Source organism: Denitrificimonas caeni (assembly GCF_027498055.1).
In the GTDB taxonomy this organism is placed as follows: domain Bacteria; phylum Pseudomonadota; class Gammaproteobacteria; order Pseudomonadales; family Pseudomonadaceae; genus Denitrificimonas.
Map to the genome: position 1 here is coordinate 510,279 of NZ_CP114976.1, position 16,422 is coordinate 526,700.

Sequence of the window (16,422 nt, forward strand, 5' to 3'; positions counted from 1 at the left end):
TCTACTTATCAATCTCAGTGCTACGTTTACGACCAACCAGTAAGAGGAGGATAAAGCCAATAATGCCCAATGCAGCAATATTGAGTAAGTAAGGTGTAACCGTGCTGATGCTGGCGCCCATTTGATCAAGGCGAATCGATGCTTGAATAGCAGGGGTGCTTGGAATCAGCCAGCGCAACGTTTGCATCAAGGGTGGCAGGCCTTCAGCGGGCCAAGAAAATCCCGAAATAAAATAGATGGGTAAAGAGGTGAAGGCCAGTACCTGCAGGGAGCGCTCGCGAACTTTAAACCACAAGCCCAGCAACGCGCCCCAAATGATTGCGGTAGGTGCGTAGATCAGCATCAGTAATAATGTACCGAGTAGGTTGCCGCCTCGAGCAAAGTCCATCCAGGTAAAGAGCCAACCAAAGTAAAAGCCCATAATCAGCCAAGACACAGAACAAAATGCCAGAATACGAGCGCACCAAGTGCTGGCTCTGGCGTGGGCTTTTTTCGCCTCAAATAATGTGCCGACATAGAGCGCAACCCCCATTAACAAGGTCTGCTGCAAAATTAATAATGCCACGGCTGGCACCACATAACTGGCGTAACCTTGACTGACGTTGTAGTAGGCTTTGGTGTTAAGGATGAGCGGCTGAGCCGCGGTGTAGGCTTGTTCAGCAGACATTCCTTGTGCGGTAAATTGCTCAATAGCGATGCCGGCAGAAACCGTACCCACGGCTTCAGCAAAACCATAAAGGACGGATTTGTTGAGCAGAACATAGCTGCCATTCCCCGCAATGGCGACGTTACCGGCTTTGTTGTGCAAAACGTCATGCTTTAAGTTGGCTGGCAAAATCATATAGCCTTCGATTTCGCCATGCCAAAGCGCTTCTTTCGCTGCTTGCTCACTGGGCAGGCGCAGTACGGCTATTCTTGGGTCGGCGGCAGCGTAGCGATAAATTTGTCGCGACAGGTCAGTGTTATCGTAATCTATGATGGCGGCAGGTACTTGCAGCGCTAGCTGGTTGGAATAAGGCCAAGGGTAGAAAAAGCCATATAAAATAGGTGCAAGGATCACCATCAAGATGATTTCTTCATCTTTGAAGATCGCGTGGAAGGTTTCTTTAAAAGCTGCCCAAAAAGAAGGTTTTTGCATTAGCGAGCTCCCCATTTTTCTGGACGCTTTAAGGCGCGCTGTAAGAGAGCAATATCGACTGCGAAAAACACCACACTGGCTAAAGTAAAGCCAATCAGTGCCGGAATAGCCAAACTGACGGGCCCCTGCATTTGCAACAGCTTTACTTGCAAGAGTGCGTGGTGAGTAAAGGGTAGTAGCATGGCCCAAGCATAAGCGCCACTGGACATGGCCAATAGCGGAAAGCCTGTACCGCTAAAGGCAAAAGCTGGGGAGGTCATAAAGGCACCGCCAGACAGTGCGATACGTAGCGAGCCAGTGATGAGAGAAAAAGATGCGCCGATTACTAAGGATAGAAAAATCAGCAAACAAAGACTCAGATAAACAGTGAGAAGGGCGCTTAAACTGTCTACACCGGGCTGGGCGATTAGCCACATAGAAATACCTGTGACCAAAGATAACGCCAGCATGGCCGGGGCAAGTTTGCCCAGTAGGGCGATGCTGCAGGTTGCCCAGTCAATGCGTGTGCCAAGCCATTGTCCGAGAATCTTATCCCGTAATTCGCGACCGACACTGTAGGCACCTGCGGTCACGGCAAAAATATGCAGCAGTGCTGGAATTAAGACGCTGCCTAAAAACAGCTGATAATTACCGGCCACGTTAAATAGCGCAGTGTTGTTGGACTGCAGAGGCGAAAAACTTGCTTGCGCTTGTTCTGCGGGCTGACCATGGGCCATGCGCATCTGCATTTGAATACCCGCCGAAAGCGTCCCTATGGTGGTTTTGACATCACGCTCAATCAAGCCTGAGTGAGTGCCAAACTGAGCGTTGACGTTGAGCACCACATTGGCCGGCTGCCCGCTTTTTACATTATTGCTGAGCTCATTGGGTAGATACATTACTGCATACACAGCGCCCGCTTGTAAGGCGGCTTGTGCTTCGCGGCCGTCACTGTATTGCGCGGCCACCCGTAAGCCCGGTGTGGCATCCAAGTAGCGGGTTATTTGCCGGCTGAGGCTGCTGTGATCTTGATCCCAGACCCCGATGGGCAGCTGAAAAGGTATTTGCGCGGCAAACAGCCACCAAATAAAAAATACTGAACCCAAGGGCAACCAAAATATCATGGCCATATCCCAAGGGCTGCCGCGTAGCCATTGCCACTCGCGCTGCCAGCTCTGTGCAAACGGGGCGTTAGAGATCATAGGGGCGTCTCTATAAAGTGACCAGAACGCTCATGCCGGGGCGCATGCCCTTGATTGGCGCAAGCGGACGGGCTTTAACTTCAAAGGTTTTTAGATCAAAGCCTTCGCTGTTGTGGGTGGCACGCCAAATGGCAAAGTCAGGTAGAACTGAGCTGGCATAGACGGTAAAGGTAATAGGTTGCTTAAGGTCGGTACTGGCCAGAGCGGGCAGTTTGCCTTCAAACGTGGTGCCCAAAGCAAATTGCGCGACATAGTCCTCGCGCACATTCAGTACCACCCACTGATCGTTTAAATCCACCACAGTGATAATGGGCACACCTTGTGGGGTGATGCCGCCGACTTTACTGATCACCGAGCTGACTTCGCCGGCCACTGGGCTTTTCAGGTGGGCTTCGGTTTCAGCAATTTCAACTTCATCCACGACGCCGGCCACCTCGCGGGCTTGAGCGAGCGCTGCGACTTTATCTTCAGGTCGGGCACCGGCCAAGGCCATATCGTATAGAGCTTTGGCGGCTGCGGCTTGGTCGCGGGTGGCAGCATAGTTGGCAAAGGCCTCGTCGCGCGATTGTTTGGAGAGCAAGCCTTCTTTGGCCAGGTTGTCTACTCGCTGAAAGGTTTTACGCCCTAACTCTGCTGCAGCTTGCGCCTGTTGCCAGGTTTGTTTAGCCATTTCTATTTCTTGTGGACGAGTGCCTTTTTCGGCTTTTTCGGCCACCGCATTGGCAGCGTCTTGAGCTGCGCGAGCTTGCTTGAGTTTGGCGTTAATTTCGAGGCCATCCAAGCGCATTACTGGCGTGCCAATTTCAATTTGATCGCCTTCCTTGACGTAGATTTCTGTGACCCGTCCAGCAACTTTTGCAGCAACATCTACAGTTTGTGCCTCCATTTGTCCTTGTAATACCACTGGGGTCGGACGACTGGCTTGATACAAGCCAAGGCCAACCAGCACGGCGAGAATAATAAATAAAACAACAATGAGTATGGTGCTTTTGCGTTGCATTTTTTACATCCCTTAAGTCAGAGTTTGACCTGCGTGCTAGCAGAGTTTAAATAGTCTTCAAACTGGTCAGGTATTCCGGCGCTGGTTAATAGGTGCATCAGTGCTTGGATATAGTTATTGGCCGCTTGTGCTTGCTCTGTTCTAACTTTTGTTAGATTCACTTGTGCATCGATAAGGTCTGATACGGTACTGGTACCCTCACGCAAACCGGCTTGGCGTAAGCGCAAAAACTCATGGGCTAAGGCAATGTTACTGTCGAGCGCAAAGTAGGCTTGCCGTGCATCATTGACCGTGCGCCAATTCATTTCCACCAGCACACTGATGTCTTCTTTGGCTTGTTGGTCAGAGTATTCGGCTTGATGGATTTGCGCCAAAGTGGAGCGGTTTGAACTACGGCGATCCAGTGGCCCCCATAATGTCCAGTGCACACTGACACCAGCCATGCGATTTTTTTGACTTTTATTGAGTTGCTGTTGAGCAAAGGCTGTGACGCCAGGTTTCCACAGCGATTCATCAGCCTTATGCAGCGCTTCGGCTTGCTCTTTTTTTGCTGCAACCTTGGCTAAAATAGGATGATTGACCAGTGCTAGATTAATAAACTCAGCGACCGGTGCAAGGCTGCGCTGGCTAATAAACAAGGGTGTGGTTGGGCTGACCACTTGCTCACTTTGCAGTAAGCGTTGCAGGGCGATATTGGCCAGTTCAGCCTGGTTGTTGGCTTGGTGGGCATCGCGTTTGGCGTCTTCTAAGGCAACTTGCGCTTCTAAGCGTTCAACTTTGGCAATTAAGCCTTCATCAAGCATGCGCTGGGCGGTTTTATCGTGAATAGTGATGGCTTGCAGCGCATCTTGTCTGAGCTTGGCGGCTTTTTGTGCGAGCTGCGCGCCAAAGTAGCGGGTGACCAACTCGGCATACACCATGCTATTGGCGCTGCGGGCATCGGCAGCAGCTTCGTCTGTTTGCGCGGCAATAAAGTCTTTGGTGGCGGTGATTTTACCGCCGGTATAAATTGGCCAAGCCACTAGGGCATTTACCGTGTTGACATTGCCTTTGCGCCTGATTTCAGTGTTGGGTAGATGCACAAAACCAGGTAGATGCAATTGGCCGCCAGATATATCACCGATGGCATCGTTGGTGACTTTGTTCAGGTTCACTTCTGCGTCAAGGTTGTAGTGGATACGGTCGGCAGCAAGTAAGACAGAAGGGCCGCCTAGTAACTCTACAGATTCTTGCCGCGCGATTTTGCTATCTAGATCGGCTTGAGCTGCAGCTAATTGCCAAGAATAGCTAAACAGTAACTTTTGCGCTTCACTAAAACGTAATGGCTGCGCAGCGCTTGCTGAGTATTGTGGCGCTATGGCTGGCGCTGTGTTTATTTGCGCCAGGCTCTGCGCACTAAAGGCTATACAACTGACGACAATCCAGCACACTTTGGCTGCTTTACTTAATTTATTTAAGCTCATATAGAAACTTCATACAAGGTGATCAACAGAGAGTTGTATTTGATTACAGCATACTAAAATATAGATGCGTCAGTACGAGCATTGCGCAGTGGCTGTTGTGCTTGTTTCGCTGCTTAGCGGGTGTACTGGATAAACTTGCTTTAAAGGTCATCGGCTTTAGCTACCTGACCTTTAAAGAAAATTTATACCTAAGGCAGTATAAAAAAGCCTAACTGAAAAAATCAGCTAGGCTTAGTTTTGCTGCAAGCGGCTGCCTTACTTGGTGCGGCCACTGTGGTCAAAGTTGTTATTGGCATCATCGGATGTTTGCACAACCGAAACTGGGTGCTTCTCGAAGTAGTCCAGCGCGCGCTGTACGTCCTCAACAAACAGATCGGCCAATTCACGACTAAAGCCATGGCGTAACACTAAGCGCATGACTACGATTTCTTCGATATTGGGCAGCATGGAGTACGCGGCAACTTGCCAGCCACGCATGCGTAAACGGTCAGAGAGATCGTAGAGGCTGTAGGCCGCTTTAGGATTGCTCAGGGTCCAGGAGATGGCTGGGATGCCCTTTTTTGAGTCGCCATCAAAGAACAGCTCAAAGTCACCCATTTTCACCATTTCTTTACCGATATGCTGGGCATTATCGTAAAGGTTACTCATGATGGCTTTGTAGCCTTCGCGGCCTAAGTGGGTCAGTAGGTAGTACTGCGCAACAATTTGGCCGCCCGGACGAGAGAAGTTAAGGGCGAAGGTGGGCATATTGCCGCCTAAGTAGTTCACCCAGAAAATCAAATCTTCAGGTAAGTCTTCGAGGTTGCGCCAAATCACCCAGCCTACGCCTAGCGGTGCTAAGCCAAACTTATGGCCTGAGGTATTGATCGACATCACGCGAGGTAAGCGGAAGTCCCAGACAATGTCTGGCTCAACGAAGGGGGCGATAAAACCACCAGAGGCTGCGTCAACGTGAACTGGAATATCCCAGCCTTTTTCTTCTTGCAGTTTATCTAAGGCTGCGCAAATAGCTGCCACAGGCTCGTAATGACAGGTAAAGGTCACGCCAAAAGTAGGTACTACACCGATGGTGTTCTCATCGATATAGTCGAGCATGATATTTTCGTCAAGGCCCAAGCGGTCGTGCTCAAGGGGCACTTCACGAAGCTCTACATCGAAGTAGCGGGCAAACTTTTCCCAGCAAACTTGAATAGGGCCAGTGACAATGTTGGGCTTGTCGTAAGGTTTGTTTTCAGCTTTGCGCTTGTTACGCCATCTGAACTTCATGGCTAGGCCACCAAGCATGGCGGCTTCACTGGAACCGGTGGTTGAGCAACCAGCGGTGTTTTTCGCATCGGGAGAGTTCCAAAGATCAGCGATCATATGCACGCAGCGCTTTTCTAACTCTGCAGTGGCAGGATACTCATCCTTGTCAATCATGTTTTTATCAAGGCATAAGTCCATGATTTTATGAACTTTATCATCTGACCAAGTTTGGCAGAAGGTTGCGAGGTTTTGTCGTGCTACACCATCTAACAGCAATGCATCTTTTACTAAGTTAAATGCTGTATCTGATTCCATACCTGTATTAGGCATGGTGTATTTAGGTAGATCGCGCCTCATATCACCAGAAGCGTAGGGATCTAGAGTTCCATGAATAGCCATCTAAACTATCTCCTTAGTTATAGGTGCATGGTGTTACATTCTTGCACCGTCAATATTGTTTATACAATAGGTATTTAAAAATAACTAGGTGGTTTCGCAATATAATTATGTTTATAAATTTTTATAAAAATTTTGTTGTTTAGCATGCAGCTGCGCGTAGCATTGCAGGAAGGTTTGGAGGTGAGTTGTGAGCTGGGTATTAGATACACTAATGGCTAAGTTTGCTTGTACTGTATTGTTTATAGAGTGGGTTGCTATTAATGCGTTTGCTGCAGCTGCCATTGCATGTATGGGGTATGAGTAGCGCAGGACTAGAGTTATGAGATTGCTGATTGCTGGGGCGTGGTGTCTGTTAGTGGGTTTGCGTTACGCTCATTTATCCGTCTTAAATCGGTATATATCTACTCATAAAACATAAATTGTCAAAAAGTGTTACAATAGTAAGCAATTAAACTGTTGGGAGTATGTTTTGAGTAATACAAAAATAGCGATTTTAGGTGCAGGTCCGAGTGGTTTGGCGCAATTACGAGCGTTTGAAGCAGCTCGTTTAGCGGGTGTGAAAAACCTGCCAGAAATCATTTGCTATGAGAAACAAAACGAAATTGGCGGTATGTGGAACTACACATGGCGCACAGGTTTAGATCGTAACGGTGAACCAGTTCACGGCAGTATGTACCGTTATTTGTGGTCGAATGGTCCGAAAGAATGCCTTGAGTTTGCTGACTACTCTTTCGAAGAGCACTTCGGCAAACCAATTCCTTCCTACCCGCCCCGTGAAGTCCTCAAAGACTATATTATGGGTCGCATTGATAAGCAGGATATCCGTAAGTACATTCGTTTTGAGTGTCCTGTGCGTTGGGTGACTTTTGATGATGACACACAAAAGTTCACTGTAACGGTAATGAATCATAAAACTGGTGAGCAGGAAACAGGCGAGTTCGATTACGTGGTAGTTGCTACTGGTCACTTCTCCACGCCCAATATGCCCTACTTTAAAGGTTTGGAAGAGTTCCCGAACCGCGTTATGCATGCCCACGACTTCCGTGATGCATTAGAGTTTGAAGGCGATGACATCTTACTGGTGGGTGGTAGCTATTCCGCTGAAGATATTGGTACTCAGTGCTATAAGTACGGCACCAAGTCCGTCACCATTAGTTATCGTAGCCAGCCGCTAGGTTATGACTGGCCAGAGGGTATTCGAGAAGTGCCATTGATCAGTCACTTTGAAGGTGATGTAGCGCACTTTATTGATGGTACTAGTCAGGCGTTTGATGCAGTAATTATGTGTACGGGGTATTTATTCCACTTCCCGTTCTTGCCTGATGAGTTGCGCCTACAGACGCACAACTGCTTATACCCAGAGAACCTGTACAAAGGCGTGTTCTGGCAGCCGAATCCAAAGCTGATTTATTTAGGTATGCAGGATCAGTATTTCACTTTCAATATGTTTGATGCACAAGCTTGGTATGCCCGTGATGTGATTCTGGGCGAGATTGAGCTGCCAGACTTAGCGACACGTGAAGCCGATGAGAAAAAATGGTTGGCTGAATACGAGAAAGTACAGACCGTTGATCAAGAAATTGATTTCCAGGCGCTGTATATCCGTGATTTGACTAATGTCACTGATTACCCTGAGTTTGCTGTAGAAAAGCAGGGTGAGATTTTCAAACAGTGGCAGAAAGACAAGAAAGTCGACATTATGGGCTTTAGAGAAAAGTCTTACCGTTCGACCTTAACCAATACCTTGGCACCTGAGTTGCCGCAGCCTTGGTTAGAAATTTTAGATGACACTCTAGATCACTTTTTAAACTTAACCAGTATTAAAGAGAAGAAACAAAAAAAGCAAAAGAAAACCGCTAGCTAAGTTCTAGTCAGAGCTGTGAACAACAACGGCGCAGGATAGTATCCGCGCCGTTTTTTATGGCTGGGTGTTAAGTGTGCGCTGTTGTTTGCCTTGTGGTATCGGCACTGGCAACCTGCATGCAGCTCGCGTCTTAAGCAGCATTAAGCTTGCTCAACCGCTGATACGTTTGGCTATAAAACGGTTGAGCCATGCTGGGGTGATGCCGCTGAAGCGTAACAGCCAAGTGGATAGAGCGCCAACTGGCCAGTGTACTTTGTTATAGCGATTACCTTGGTTAGCTGCGCGCCAGATGGTTTGCGCCACATCTTCAGCGGTAAGCTTGGCACCAAACACCTTAATGCTACGTGCATCCATGTCGGTGATCATATCGGTTTGCACAAATAGCGGCATGATATCCACCACGCTGATTCCATGCGCTTGCCACTCAATATTTAATGCTTCAGTTAAACCACGTACGGCAAATTTTGTTGCCGAGTAGGTGGCCAAGGATGCCTGCCCATAGATAGCTGAGCTGGAGGATAGGTTGATTACCCGTGCTCCAGAGGTTTTTAGTAAATAAGGCAGTGACAAGTAGCAGCCGTTGAGTACGCCATTAATATTCACATCCACTAAGGCTTGATGGCGGGTTAATGGGTTGCTTGTAAAATGCCCAGAAATCAGAATGCCAGCATTATTAATCAACAGGTCTAAGCGTCCGGTACGTTGAAAGAAGTTGGCCAAAGTGCTTTGCCATTGCTCCGCTTGCGTGACATCTAGAGGCAGTGTGAGTGCATGCTCTGCGCCCAACTCCTCGCCTAATATGGCCAGAGCATGGGTATCAATGTCGCTCAAACCCACAAACCAGCCGTGCTCGACAAATAAGCGTGCAGTGGCGCGACCAATACCGTTTGCTGCGCCACTGATCAGGACGCAAGAGCGTTGTTCTTTAATCATCAGGCGTTATCCTCAGAGCGGTGATCAGTGTTTGGTACAGCAGCGTTTGCGCTCACGTGCTCCTTAGCAAAGGCGGCCAAGGTGCGGATGGCTTGCTGGGCTGATTTGAGAGAGAGTGCTTGTAAGTGGAAGACATGCCAGCGGGCTGCATATATTTCCAGTTGGCAAGGTACGCCGCAGTTGCCGGCGTGCTCTGCCAGCCGCGTCGAATCTGCTAGCAATAACTCTTGCTCACCAACCTGAATCAGCATCGGTGGTAGACCGCTTAAATCAACTTCAAGTGGGCGGTAGCTGTCTGCATCGAGCGGAGGTTGGTACCAATCTAAGGCTTGTTCTAACCAGCCGCGACGCAGCATTGGGTCTGTGCCGTGCTTGGAGACCAGTGTTGCGCCACTTAGGCGGGCGTCGGTGACTGGTGAAATCAGCAGCAGTGCGGCGGGCAGTCTATCGCCGCGAGCTTTTAGGGTTAATGCCAAGGCCAAGGCTAACGCGCCGCCGGCTGAATCGCCACCAATGACAATCTGTTCAGCTGGGTAGTTTTGGCGTAGTGCGTCATAACAAGCTAGCACGTCGTCTTGCGCGGCTGGGTACGGGTGCTCAGGGGCCAAGCGGTATTCAGGTAGCCAAACTGGTAGACCTGAGTCAACGGCCAAGCGGGTAGTAAGACTGCGGTGTGATTGTGCGCTGCCTAAACAAAAAGCACCGCCATGCAGGTACAGAATAACGCCCTGGGCTTGCTTCTTTTTTGGTGTGAGCACTTGAGTGGAGATGCCGGCCGTGCTGATTGTATGTTGCGTTACGCCGCGCACGCCGGGAGCGATGAGGGAGAGAAATTGAGTGACTTTGCGTTGTGTGCTCGCGGCAAAAGGAGGGCCCATGATGCGCCGAAAAATAACCCGTAAAAAGCCGCGCAGGACGCTTGCATGCAGTTTTTCTAGCCAGTCTTGTGGCTCAGCAACGGTAATGGTTTGTGTTGTGCCTGCCACGTTGAGGCTGGTGCTGGTAAAGCGATAGGCTTGCAAGCTAGAGAAGCGCGTCAAATAACGGTAAGACAGAGTAAAACCGGGCCAGTTGGTGCTGTTGTGTCCTGACTCATCCACATACCAGCTTTTGCAGCCGTGCCACACGGTGTTGGCCAGACCTTGTTGGATTTTAAGATTGAAGTTGCGGTAGCGGCTTGCATCCACTTCAATAGCGCTGCTATTGCTGGCTTGCAGCGCACGATAGCAGCGCAGAACATGGGCAATCTGGCTTTCAAGCATATACACAATAGAGTTATGGCCAAGGTTTGAGTTCGGCCCATACAGCATAAAAAAGTTAGGGAAATTGGGCACAGTAAGACCTAGATAAGCCTGTGCACCATTTTGCCAAGCGCTGTTGAGGTCCAGACCTTGGCGACCGGTAATCTGCATCGGCGCAAGAAACTCCGTGGCGGCAAAACCTGTGCCGTAGATAATCGCATCAACTGGGTATTCTACTCCGTCAGTGGTTTCAATACCCTCTGCGGTGACGCGCTGGATAGCGGTCGTGACCAGTTCAACATTGGCTTTGCTCATGGTCTTTAAATATTCGCTCGAGAGCAGAATACGCTTGCAGCCAATTGGGTAGTCTGGGGTGAGTTGCCTGCGCAGCTCTGGGTCGGCAACGTCTTGTGCCAGCATCTTGTTAAAGGGGCGACCGACGGCGAGTTTCATTAAGCCTTTGAACTTGGTAAATGCCAGCGCTTGCGACTCATAGCGTAAATAAATGCTGGCGCGGTGCAGCTTCATCGCCCATGGGAGTCTACGAAAGAGAGCTTTTTCCCAGCTCTTATAGGCTCGATCCGGTCGTTTTTTTAGATAAGCTGGTGAGCGTTGAAATACCGTTAAGTGTTTGACTTGATCTGCGATGGCTGGCACAAACTGAATCGCGGATGCGCCAGTGCCAACCACTGCGACGCGCTTGCTGGCTAATGGGTAGCTGTGATCCCAAGTGGCTGAGTGAAAGGAGTGGCCTTGAAAGGTTTCTATACCGTCCAGTTTCGGCAAGGCTGGACGGCTCAGTTGTCCGGTCGCAGTGATCAATAATGTGGCTTGCAGTTGCTGGCCATCAGTCAGGCCCACTTGCCATAGTGCAGCGCTTTCATTGTAGGCGGCTTGTTGTACTTCAGCGCCGAACTGAATGTGTGGGGTTAAGGCATACTTACGCGCGCATTGGCGCAGATAAGAGTAGATTTCCGCCTGCGAGGCGAAGACTCGGGTCCAGTCAGGATTGGGCTCAAAGGAAAATGAATACAAATGCGAAGGTACATCACAGGCCGCGCCGGGGTAGCTGTTATCACGCCAAACACCACCAACATCATGGTTTTTTTCTAAAATAATAAAGTCAGTGATGCCCGCTTGTCGTAATGCCACGGCCATGCCAATACCAGCAAAACCGCTACCAATGATGATCGCAGTTAATACTGAGCTGGCCGCTTCTGGCTGAGGAGAATCAGTTGCAGGCATGTTTGATCTCCACAGTTTGACCGTGCTGAATGCGGTTGGCAGACGGCTGCTGGTGCTTGAACCAGGTGTTGGCGCTACTTGTCACAAAGCTAGGCTGCAGTCGCCGGCGGGCGGCCGCTGTTGGGGAGTGATTCATGCTGGTTTCCTTAAATTGGTCATGGCCAATTATTTATTGTTGTAGCGCAAAACTGAATCTAGAGCATACCTTATGTATTTCAGTGATGGCTGCAGATTTTGCAGAGTTTTTAGCAAGTAAGTAGGGTTACTGGGAAGCTATGTTGTAAGCGCTGTCTGCGTTGTAAAACTTATACAGGCTGAGCTGGGTGCGCTATGGCTTGCCAAGACTATGAGCTTAAGGGTGGTCTGGCGAGATATGGATGCATTCAGGTGTGCCATCAGATTTTAGGCGGCGGCGTAAGTAAGCACCGGCAAGGGTGGCGATTAAGTGTGGTGCTTGCGGCACACTTATTTTTGCCACAGTAATGTTATTAATGGCGTGCTTGTGGACGGCAACAACTAATGGCGGTTGTGTTTGCTCGGCTATCAGCTTGGCTAAGTGCCGAGTATTGCGATGGTTGCGGTGCAGACCGCTGGGGGTGCCATCGTCCTCAACACCCAGCCACAGCTCTCCACCCGCAGTGTTTGCTAGGCAGGTGAGCGCTTCAATCAATTCATGGTCTGGATAGCCATTGCGGTCGCTTTTAAATTCAACTGTTAGGCTTTCTGTTAAGGGTAGATTTACTGGCACGGTCGCAACTCAGTCGGTCGTTGGAGGCAAAGGGCGCTTGCTATAACCCATTAAGAGTAACAAAAACTGTTGCCGAATTTCATCCTAGTCAGGCAAGGGATTGCTGTAGTACTTTGCTGAGGCACACTATCAATATTTGCGAAGGTGAACATTCGCGCTTTGGTAAGGAGTATGGCATGCATCAAATTAATCCTAAAAAACTACTGCACAGTAAGTGGACCGCAGTGCGACCCGCCAATAAAGAAAAACACTTTATGGTGACGGAGCTTAAGTTGGATGAGGAGGGCAATGTGGTTCACTGTGTATTAGAGGCGGTGATCTCTAGTCAAGAAGCCGCGATTGATTGCTGCGAGTTGAAAGGCTCTACACATTGGCTCGTGCAACACACTGTAAAGCCTGCGTGCTTATACCAACTGGCGCTGTGTGACTTTGCTTAAGTGTGCCAGTGGGCTGATGCTTGGGTCGTACTGCTGCTCTGGGGCAATATGGAAGGTTTGCTCGAGCATATATTGGCCAGACTCTACACCATGTAAGGCATGGTCAGAAAAACATACCCAAACCGAGCCGGGAGGAAACGGCATACTGATTTGTTTGGCGGTTTTTTGGTAGTGCATATCTGCTTTCATATTGTCGTGTAGTTGCAGCATCAGGTGGTCATATGGGCTGCGTAGGGATTTGGTAATACCCAGCCCGTGCAGCACTTTTGCTTGCCATGCCACATAGGGCTTGCTGCGCGGTAGCATGGTTTCCACCATGTCGGCAAAAGGTTCGCCAATGCGCCAAACACGTGGCACGCCATGCGGATTTACATTGCTAAAAACCCGCAGAATACGCTCCCCATAATTGGGGCGAGATGGAAAGGCATCCACATGCATACGACGGTCATCGGCACGCCAAGACTGCTTACGCGCTTCGACTTTTTTGGGGCGGTAGCTGGTTGGTGCATTACGCAAAGCACCTTGGTATTTAGGCAGTAGGCTGTGGATAAGTTGCTGCGCTTGCGTGCGGTAGCGTTCGAGCATACCTGCCAGCAGTTCCTGCGTATGGGCATCACCGGCCGCACCTTTCAGCGAGTTGTCTGCGGCTAGGCTAATATTGCGTACTTTGGCGTCCAGCACATCCGGGGTAAGCAGTTTTTGCTCTTCTTCAGTTAAGGTGAAGGGTAATGTGGGTAAGTAGAGTACCTTGCCTTGTTCGAGCGCTTGAATCCAATTAGGCTGGGTTTCGAGTAATTGCCATTGAGTTACCGGTATTTCTACAATTTGAGAGTTCATATTGGTCAGCCTTAGCCGTATCACTTTGGCTAATATGTGCAGCCAGAAGCAAAAAAGTTTTAATTAGATACAAATATACTTAACTGTTGCTGACTGCAGCCTGTCTAACAGTGTTATTGAGCTGCTAAGTTGTGCTTAGCGTGCTGTTGTTATGCTTGTTTTAAATAGCTGTGAGTAAGCGATGAATGAATTATTAGAGGGGAGTGTTATGCAGTTAACTGAGGCTTTGACTCGTCGTTATGCCACTAAGGCATTTGATCCAACAAAGAAATTACCAGAGGCGGTGGTTGCTCAGCTTTTTGCTTTGTTACGCTTGAGTCCATCCAGCACTAATGTGCAGCCGTGGCATTTTATTGTCGCCAGTACTGAGGCAGGTAAAGCCCGTATTGCGAAGGGTGCCGGCGGCAGTTACAGCTATAATGCCAGCAAGATTTTGCAGGCCTCGCATGTTGTGGTGTTTTGCGCACGCACTCAGGTTGATGAGGCTTACTTGGCGCAAGTGTTAGCCGCAGAAGAACGCGATGGACGCTTTGCGGCAGCACCAGAAGCAAAAGCTGCAGCGCATAACACCCGTCTAGCCTATTTAAATGAACACAAATACATTAAGAAAGATGTACCCCATTGGCTGGAAAAACAGGTCTATCTAAATATGGGCAGTTTTTTATTGGGGGCTGGGCTGTTAGGTATTGATGCGGTACCTATGGAAGGTATTGATCAAGCACTTTTGGATGCTGAGTTTGCGCTCAATGAGCGTGATCTAACGGCGGTTGCTGCCGTGGCTCTAGGTTATCACGCCGCTAGCGACTTTAATGCTGGCTTGCCTAAGTCGCGATTGGCCGCGGATGATATTTTTACCGTTATTTAAGGGCGGCTGTGTGGAGAGCAGACCGGCAGCGTGAGTTGCTGGTTAAACAGCGCAGTCGATGGCCGTTAGATGAGGGTTGAGAGTAAATAGATGCGAGTGATTAAGGCGTCCCACAGTTATCAAGAAGAGATTCGTAAGAGTCGGTTTCTTGCGCAAGCGGTATTTTTACCCAGTGCTGAGCAAGCCACTGAGTTGATTGCTCAGCTCAGCACGGCCAATGTGTCGCATAATTGTTGGGCGTGGCGCTGTGGTGAGTACTACCGCTTTAATGATGATGGTGAGCCAAGTGGTACGGCTGGCCGGCCGATTCTAGCGGCCATTGATAACCAGCAGTTTGACCAGGTCTTGATTGTGGTAACGCGCTGGTATGGCGGGATTCAACTGGGTACGGGTGGCTTAGCGCGAGCGTATGGCGGCTGTGCAACACAGGTGTTACAAACCGCTAGCAGTGAACAGCGGGTAGCGCGTACTGTGCTTCGTGGGCACTGCCCCTACACTTATTTGGATGTGTTTAAAGTGCGTTTGGCTGAAGCCGGTGCGGTGCTCAACAGTGAAGAGTTTGATGCTGAGGGTGCTTGGTTAAATCTTGCGGTGCCAGATACTCAGGTGCTTGCTGTGCAAGAAATGCTCAGCGAGGCCACTCGCGGTGCGAGTACGTTGCAACCTGTTGTGTTGCCCTAGAAGCAAAAACCGCCCTCAAAGGGGCGGTTTGCATGCTGTGTTTATTGTGACAATTAGCGCCAGTTAGCACGGTCCATTAAACGGATTGCTTCAGCTTGACGCTTACCAGCTACTTCCACTGGTACGGTGTCGGCTTTGAACTCACCCCATGCAGCAACTTCTTCTGAAGGCGCAACGCTTGGGTTCGCTGGGAACTCTTGGTTTGCTCCAGCAAAGATGCTTTGCGCTTCTTCAGTGGTCATCCACTCTAAGAGTTTGCGGGCTTCATCCGCATTGGGCGCGTACTTAGTGATACCTGCACCAGATAAGTTTACGTGCACGCCGCGGTTGTCTTGGTTCGGCCAGAACAGTTTTACTTTTAGGTCTGGGTCTTGTTTGTGCAAGCGGCCGTAGTAGTAGCTGTTGACAATACCCACATCACATTGGCCGGCATTAATGGCTTGCAGTAACGCGGTGTCGTCAGAGAAAACGTCGGTAGCTAAGTTATCCACCCAAGCATTTACCAGTTTCTCGGTGTTTTCAGCGCCGTTTGCTTCAATTAAGGTTGCAGTGAGCGACTGGTTATAGACTTTTTTACTGGTGCGTAAGCATAAACGGCCTTTCCAGTTTTTATCTGCCAAGGCTTCATAGGTGCTTAACTCTTCTGGAGTGACACGCTCGGTTGAGTAAGCAATGGTGCGTGCACGCAGTGATAAACCTGTCCATTGGTCATTGCTGGAGCGGTATTGTGAAGGGATGTTTTCTTTGATTTTTTCTGAATTGAGCGGCTGTAAAATATCCATTTGTTCAGCTTGCCAGAGGTTGCCGGCATCGACAGTAATCAGGATATCGGCTGGGGTATTACCGCCTTCAGCTTTTAAGCGGGCCATCAGTGGCGCTTCTTTATCCGTAATAAACTTGATTTTGACGCCGGTGTTTTCTGTGTACTTATCAAATACAGGTTTGATCAGCTCGTCGATACGTGAAGAGTAAACCACGATATCGTCTGCTGCTTGTACGTGACCGGCCATTACACTTAGAGCAAGCGCCGCGAGAATGGGTTTACGAATCGACATAGCAACCTCTGGTTTGGGGTGATTTGATGTAAATGATAGTTACTTGCATTTAGAATATCAACTAGATTTCTAAAAACTTTGCTGCTGCTT

The 16,422-nt window shown here is 49.3% G+C and carries 14 protein-coding genes; 4 read left to right on the forward strand and 10 right to left on the reverse strand.

Annotation, left to right across the window (positions count from 1 at the left end):
• Position 1: 1 nt before the first annotated feature.
• From O6P33_RS02505 to O6P33_RS02525, 5 genes are all read right to left on the reverse strand, one after another.
• A complete protein-coding gene (locus O6P33_RS02505; protein ID WP_269818674.1) occupies positions 2-1,138 on the reverse strand; it encodes an ABC transporter permease in 1,137 nt (378 codons plus the stop codon).
• The gene (locus O6P33_RS02510; protein WP_269818675.1) at positions 1,138-2,319 is read right to left on the reverse strand and encodes an ABC transporter permease; all 1,182 of its coding nucleotides are present in this window, start codon (positions 2,317-2,319) and stop codon (positions 1,138-1,140) included. The genes O6P33_RS02505 and O6P33_RS02510 overlap by 1 nt, the downstream gene beginning before the upstream one ends.
• Before the next feature lie 10 nt (positions 2,320-2,329).
• Positions 2,330-3,319: an HlyD family secretion protein gene (locus O6P33_RS02515; RefSeq protein ID WP_269818676.1), complete on the reverse strand. Its 990-nt coding sequence runs from the start codon at positions 3,317-3,319 to the stop codon at positions 2,330-2,332.
• 17 nt (positions 3,320-3,336) lie between these two features.
• Complete coding sequence (locus tag O6P33_RS02520; RefSeq protein WP_269818677.1) at positions 3,337-4,782, reverse strand: TolC family protein; 1,446 nt, start codon at positions 4,780-4,782, stop codon at positions 3,337-3,339.
• Positions 4,783-5,037: 255 nt separating this feature from the next.
• Positions 5,038-6,426, reverse strand: coding sequence for a glutamate decarboxylase (locus O6P33_RS02525; protein ID WP_269818678.1), 1,389 nt, complete (start codon positions 6,424-6,426; stop codon positions 5,038-5,040).
• A gap of 469 nt (positions 6,427-6,895) precedes the next feature.
• Between O6P33_RS02525 and O6P33_RS02530 the strand changes: the two genes are divergently transcribed.
• A complete protein-coding gene (locus tag O6P33_RS02530; protein WP_269818679.1) occupies positions 6,896-8,290 on the forward strand; it encodes an NAD(P)-binding domain-containing protein in 1,395 nt (464 codons plus the stop codon).
• Positions 8,291-8,440: 150 nt separating this feature from the next.
• On the opposite strand, the gene O6P33_RS02535 is transcribed toward O6P33_RS02530, so the two are convergent.
• From O6P33_RS02535 to O6P33_RS02545, 3 genes are all read right to left on the reverse strand, one after another.
• The gene (locus tag O6P33_RS02535; protein WP_269818680.1) at positions 8,441-9,223 is read right to left on the reverse strand and encodes an SDR family oxidoreductase; all 783 of its coding nucleotides are present in this window, start codon (positions 9,221-9,223) and stop codon (positions 8,441-8,443) included.
• The gene (locus tag O6P33_RS02540) at positions 9,223-11,709 is read right to left on the reverse strand and encodes a flavin-containing monooxygenase (RefSeq protein ID WP_269818681.1); all 2,487 of its coding nucleotides are present in this window, start codon (positions 11,707-11,709) and stop codon (positions 9,223-9,225) included. Before O6P33_RS02540 ends, O6P33_RS02535 begins: the two co-directional genes overlap by 1 nt.
• Positions 11,710-12,061: 352 nt before the next feature.
• Positions 12,062-12,457, reverse strand: a complete 396-nt coding sequence (locus tag O6P33_RS02545; RefSeq protein ID WP_269818682.1) for a helix-turn-helix domain-containing protein — start codon at positions 12,455-12,457, stop codon at positions 12,062-12,064.
• A gap of 176 nt (positions 12,458-12,633) precedes the next feature.
• On the opposite strand from O6P33_RS02545, the gene O6P33_RS02550 reads away from it, so the two are divergent.
• Positions 12,634-12,894 (forward strand): TIGR02450 family Trp-rich protein, encoded by a 261-nt coding sequence (locus O6P33_RS02550; protein WP_269818683.1) that lies wholly within the window; start codon positions 12,634-12,636, stop codon positions 12,892-12,894.
• Here O6P33_RS02550 and O6P33_RS02555 read toward each other — a convergent pair.
• Entirely contained in the window at positions 12,862-13,731 is an 870-nt protein-coding gene (locus O6P33_RS02555) for a Kdo hydroxylase family protein (protein ID WP_269818684.1), read from the reverse strand. The two genes, O6P33_RS02550 and O6P33_RS02555, sit on opposite strands and share 33 nt — an antisense overlap.
• 208 nt (positions 13,732-13,939) lie before the next feature.
• On the opposite strand from O6P33_RS02555, the gene nfsB reads away from it, so the two are divergent.
• Positions 13,940-14,596, forward strand: coding sequence for an oxygen-insensitive NAD(P)H nitroreductase (gene nfsB, locus O6P33_RS02560; RefSeq protein ID WP_269818685.1), 657 nt, complete (start codon positions 13,940-13,942; stop codon positions 14,594-14,596).
• A 90-nt stretch (positions 14,597-14,686) separates the two neighbouring features.
• Complete coding sequence (locus O6P33_RS02565) at positions 14,687-15,277, forward strand: IMPACT family protein (protein WP_269818686.1); 591 nt, start codon at positions 14,687-14,689, stop codon at positions 15,275-15,277.
• A 53-nt stretch (positions 15,278-15,330) separates the two neighbouring features.
• Here O6P33_RS02565 and O6P33_RS02570 read toward each other — a convergent pair whose 3' ends face one another.
• Positions 15,331-16,332: an extracellular solute-binding protein gene (locus O6P33_RS02570; protein WP_269818687.1), complete on the reverse strand. Its 1,002-nt coding sequence runs from the start codon at positions 16,330-16,332 to the stop codon at positions 15,331-15,333.
• Positions 16,333-16,422 lie beyond the last annotated feature (90 nt).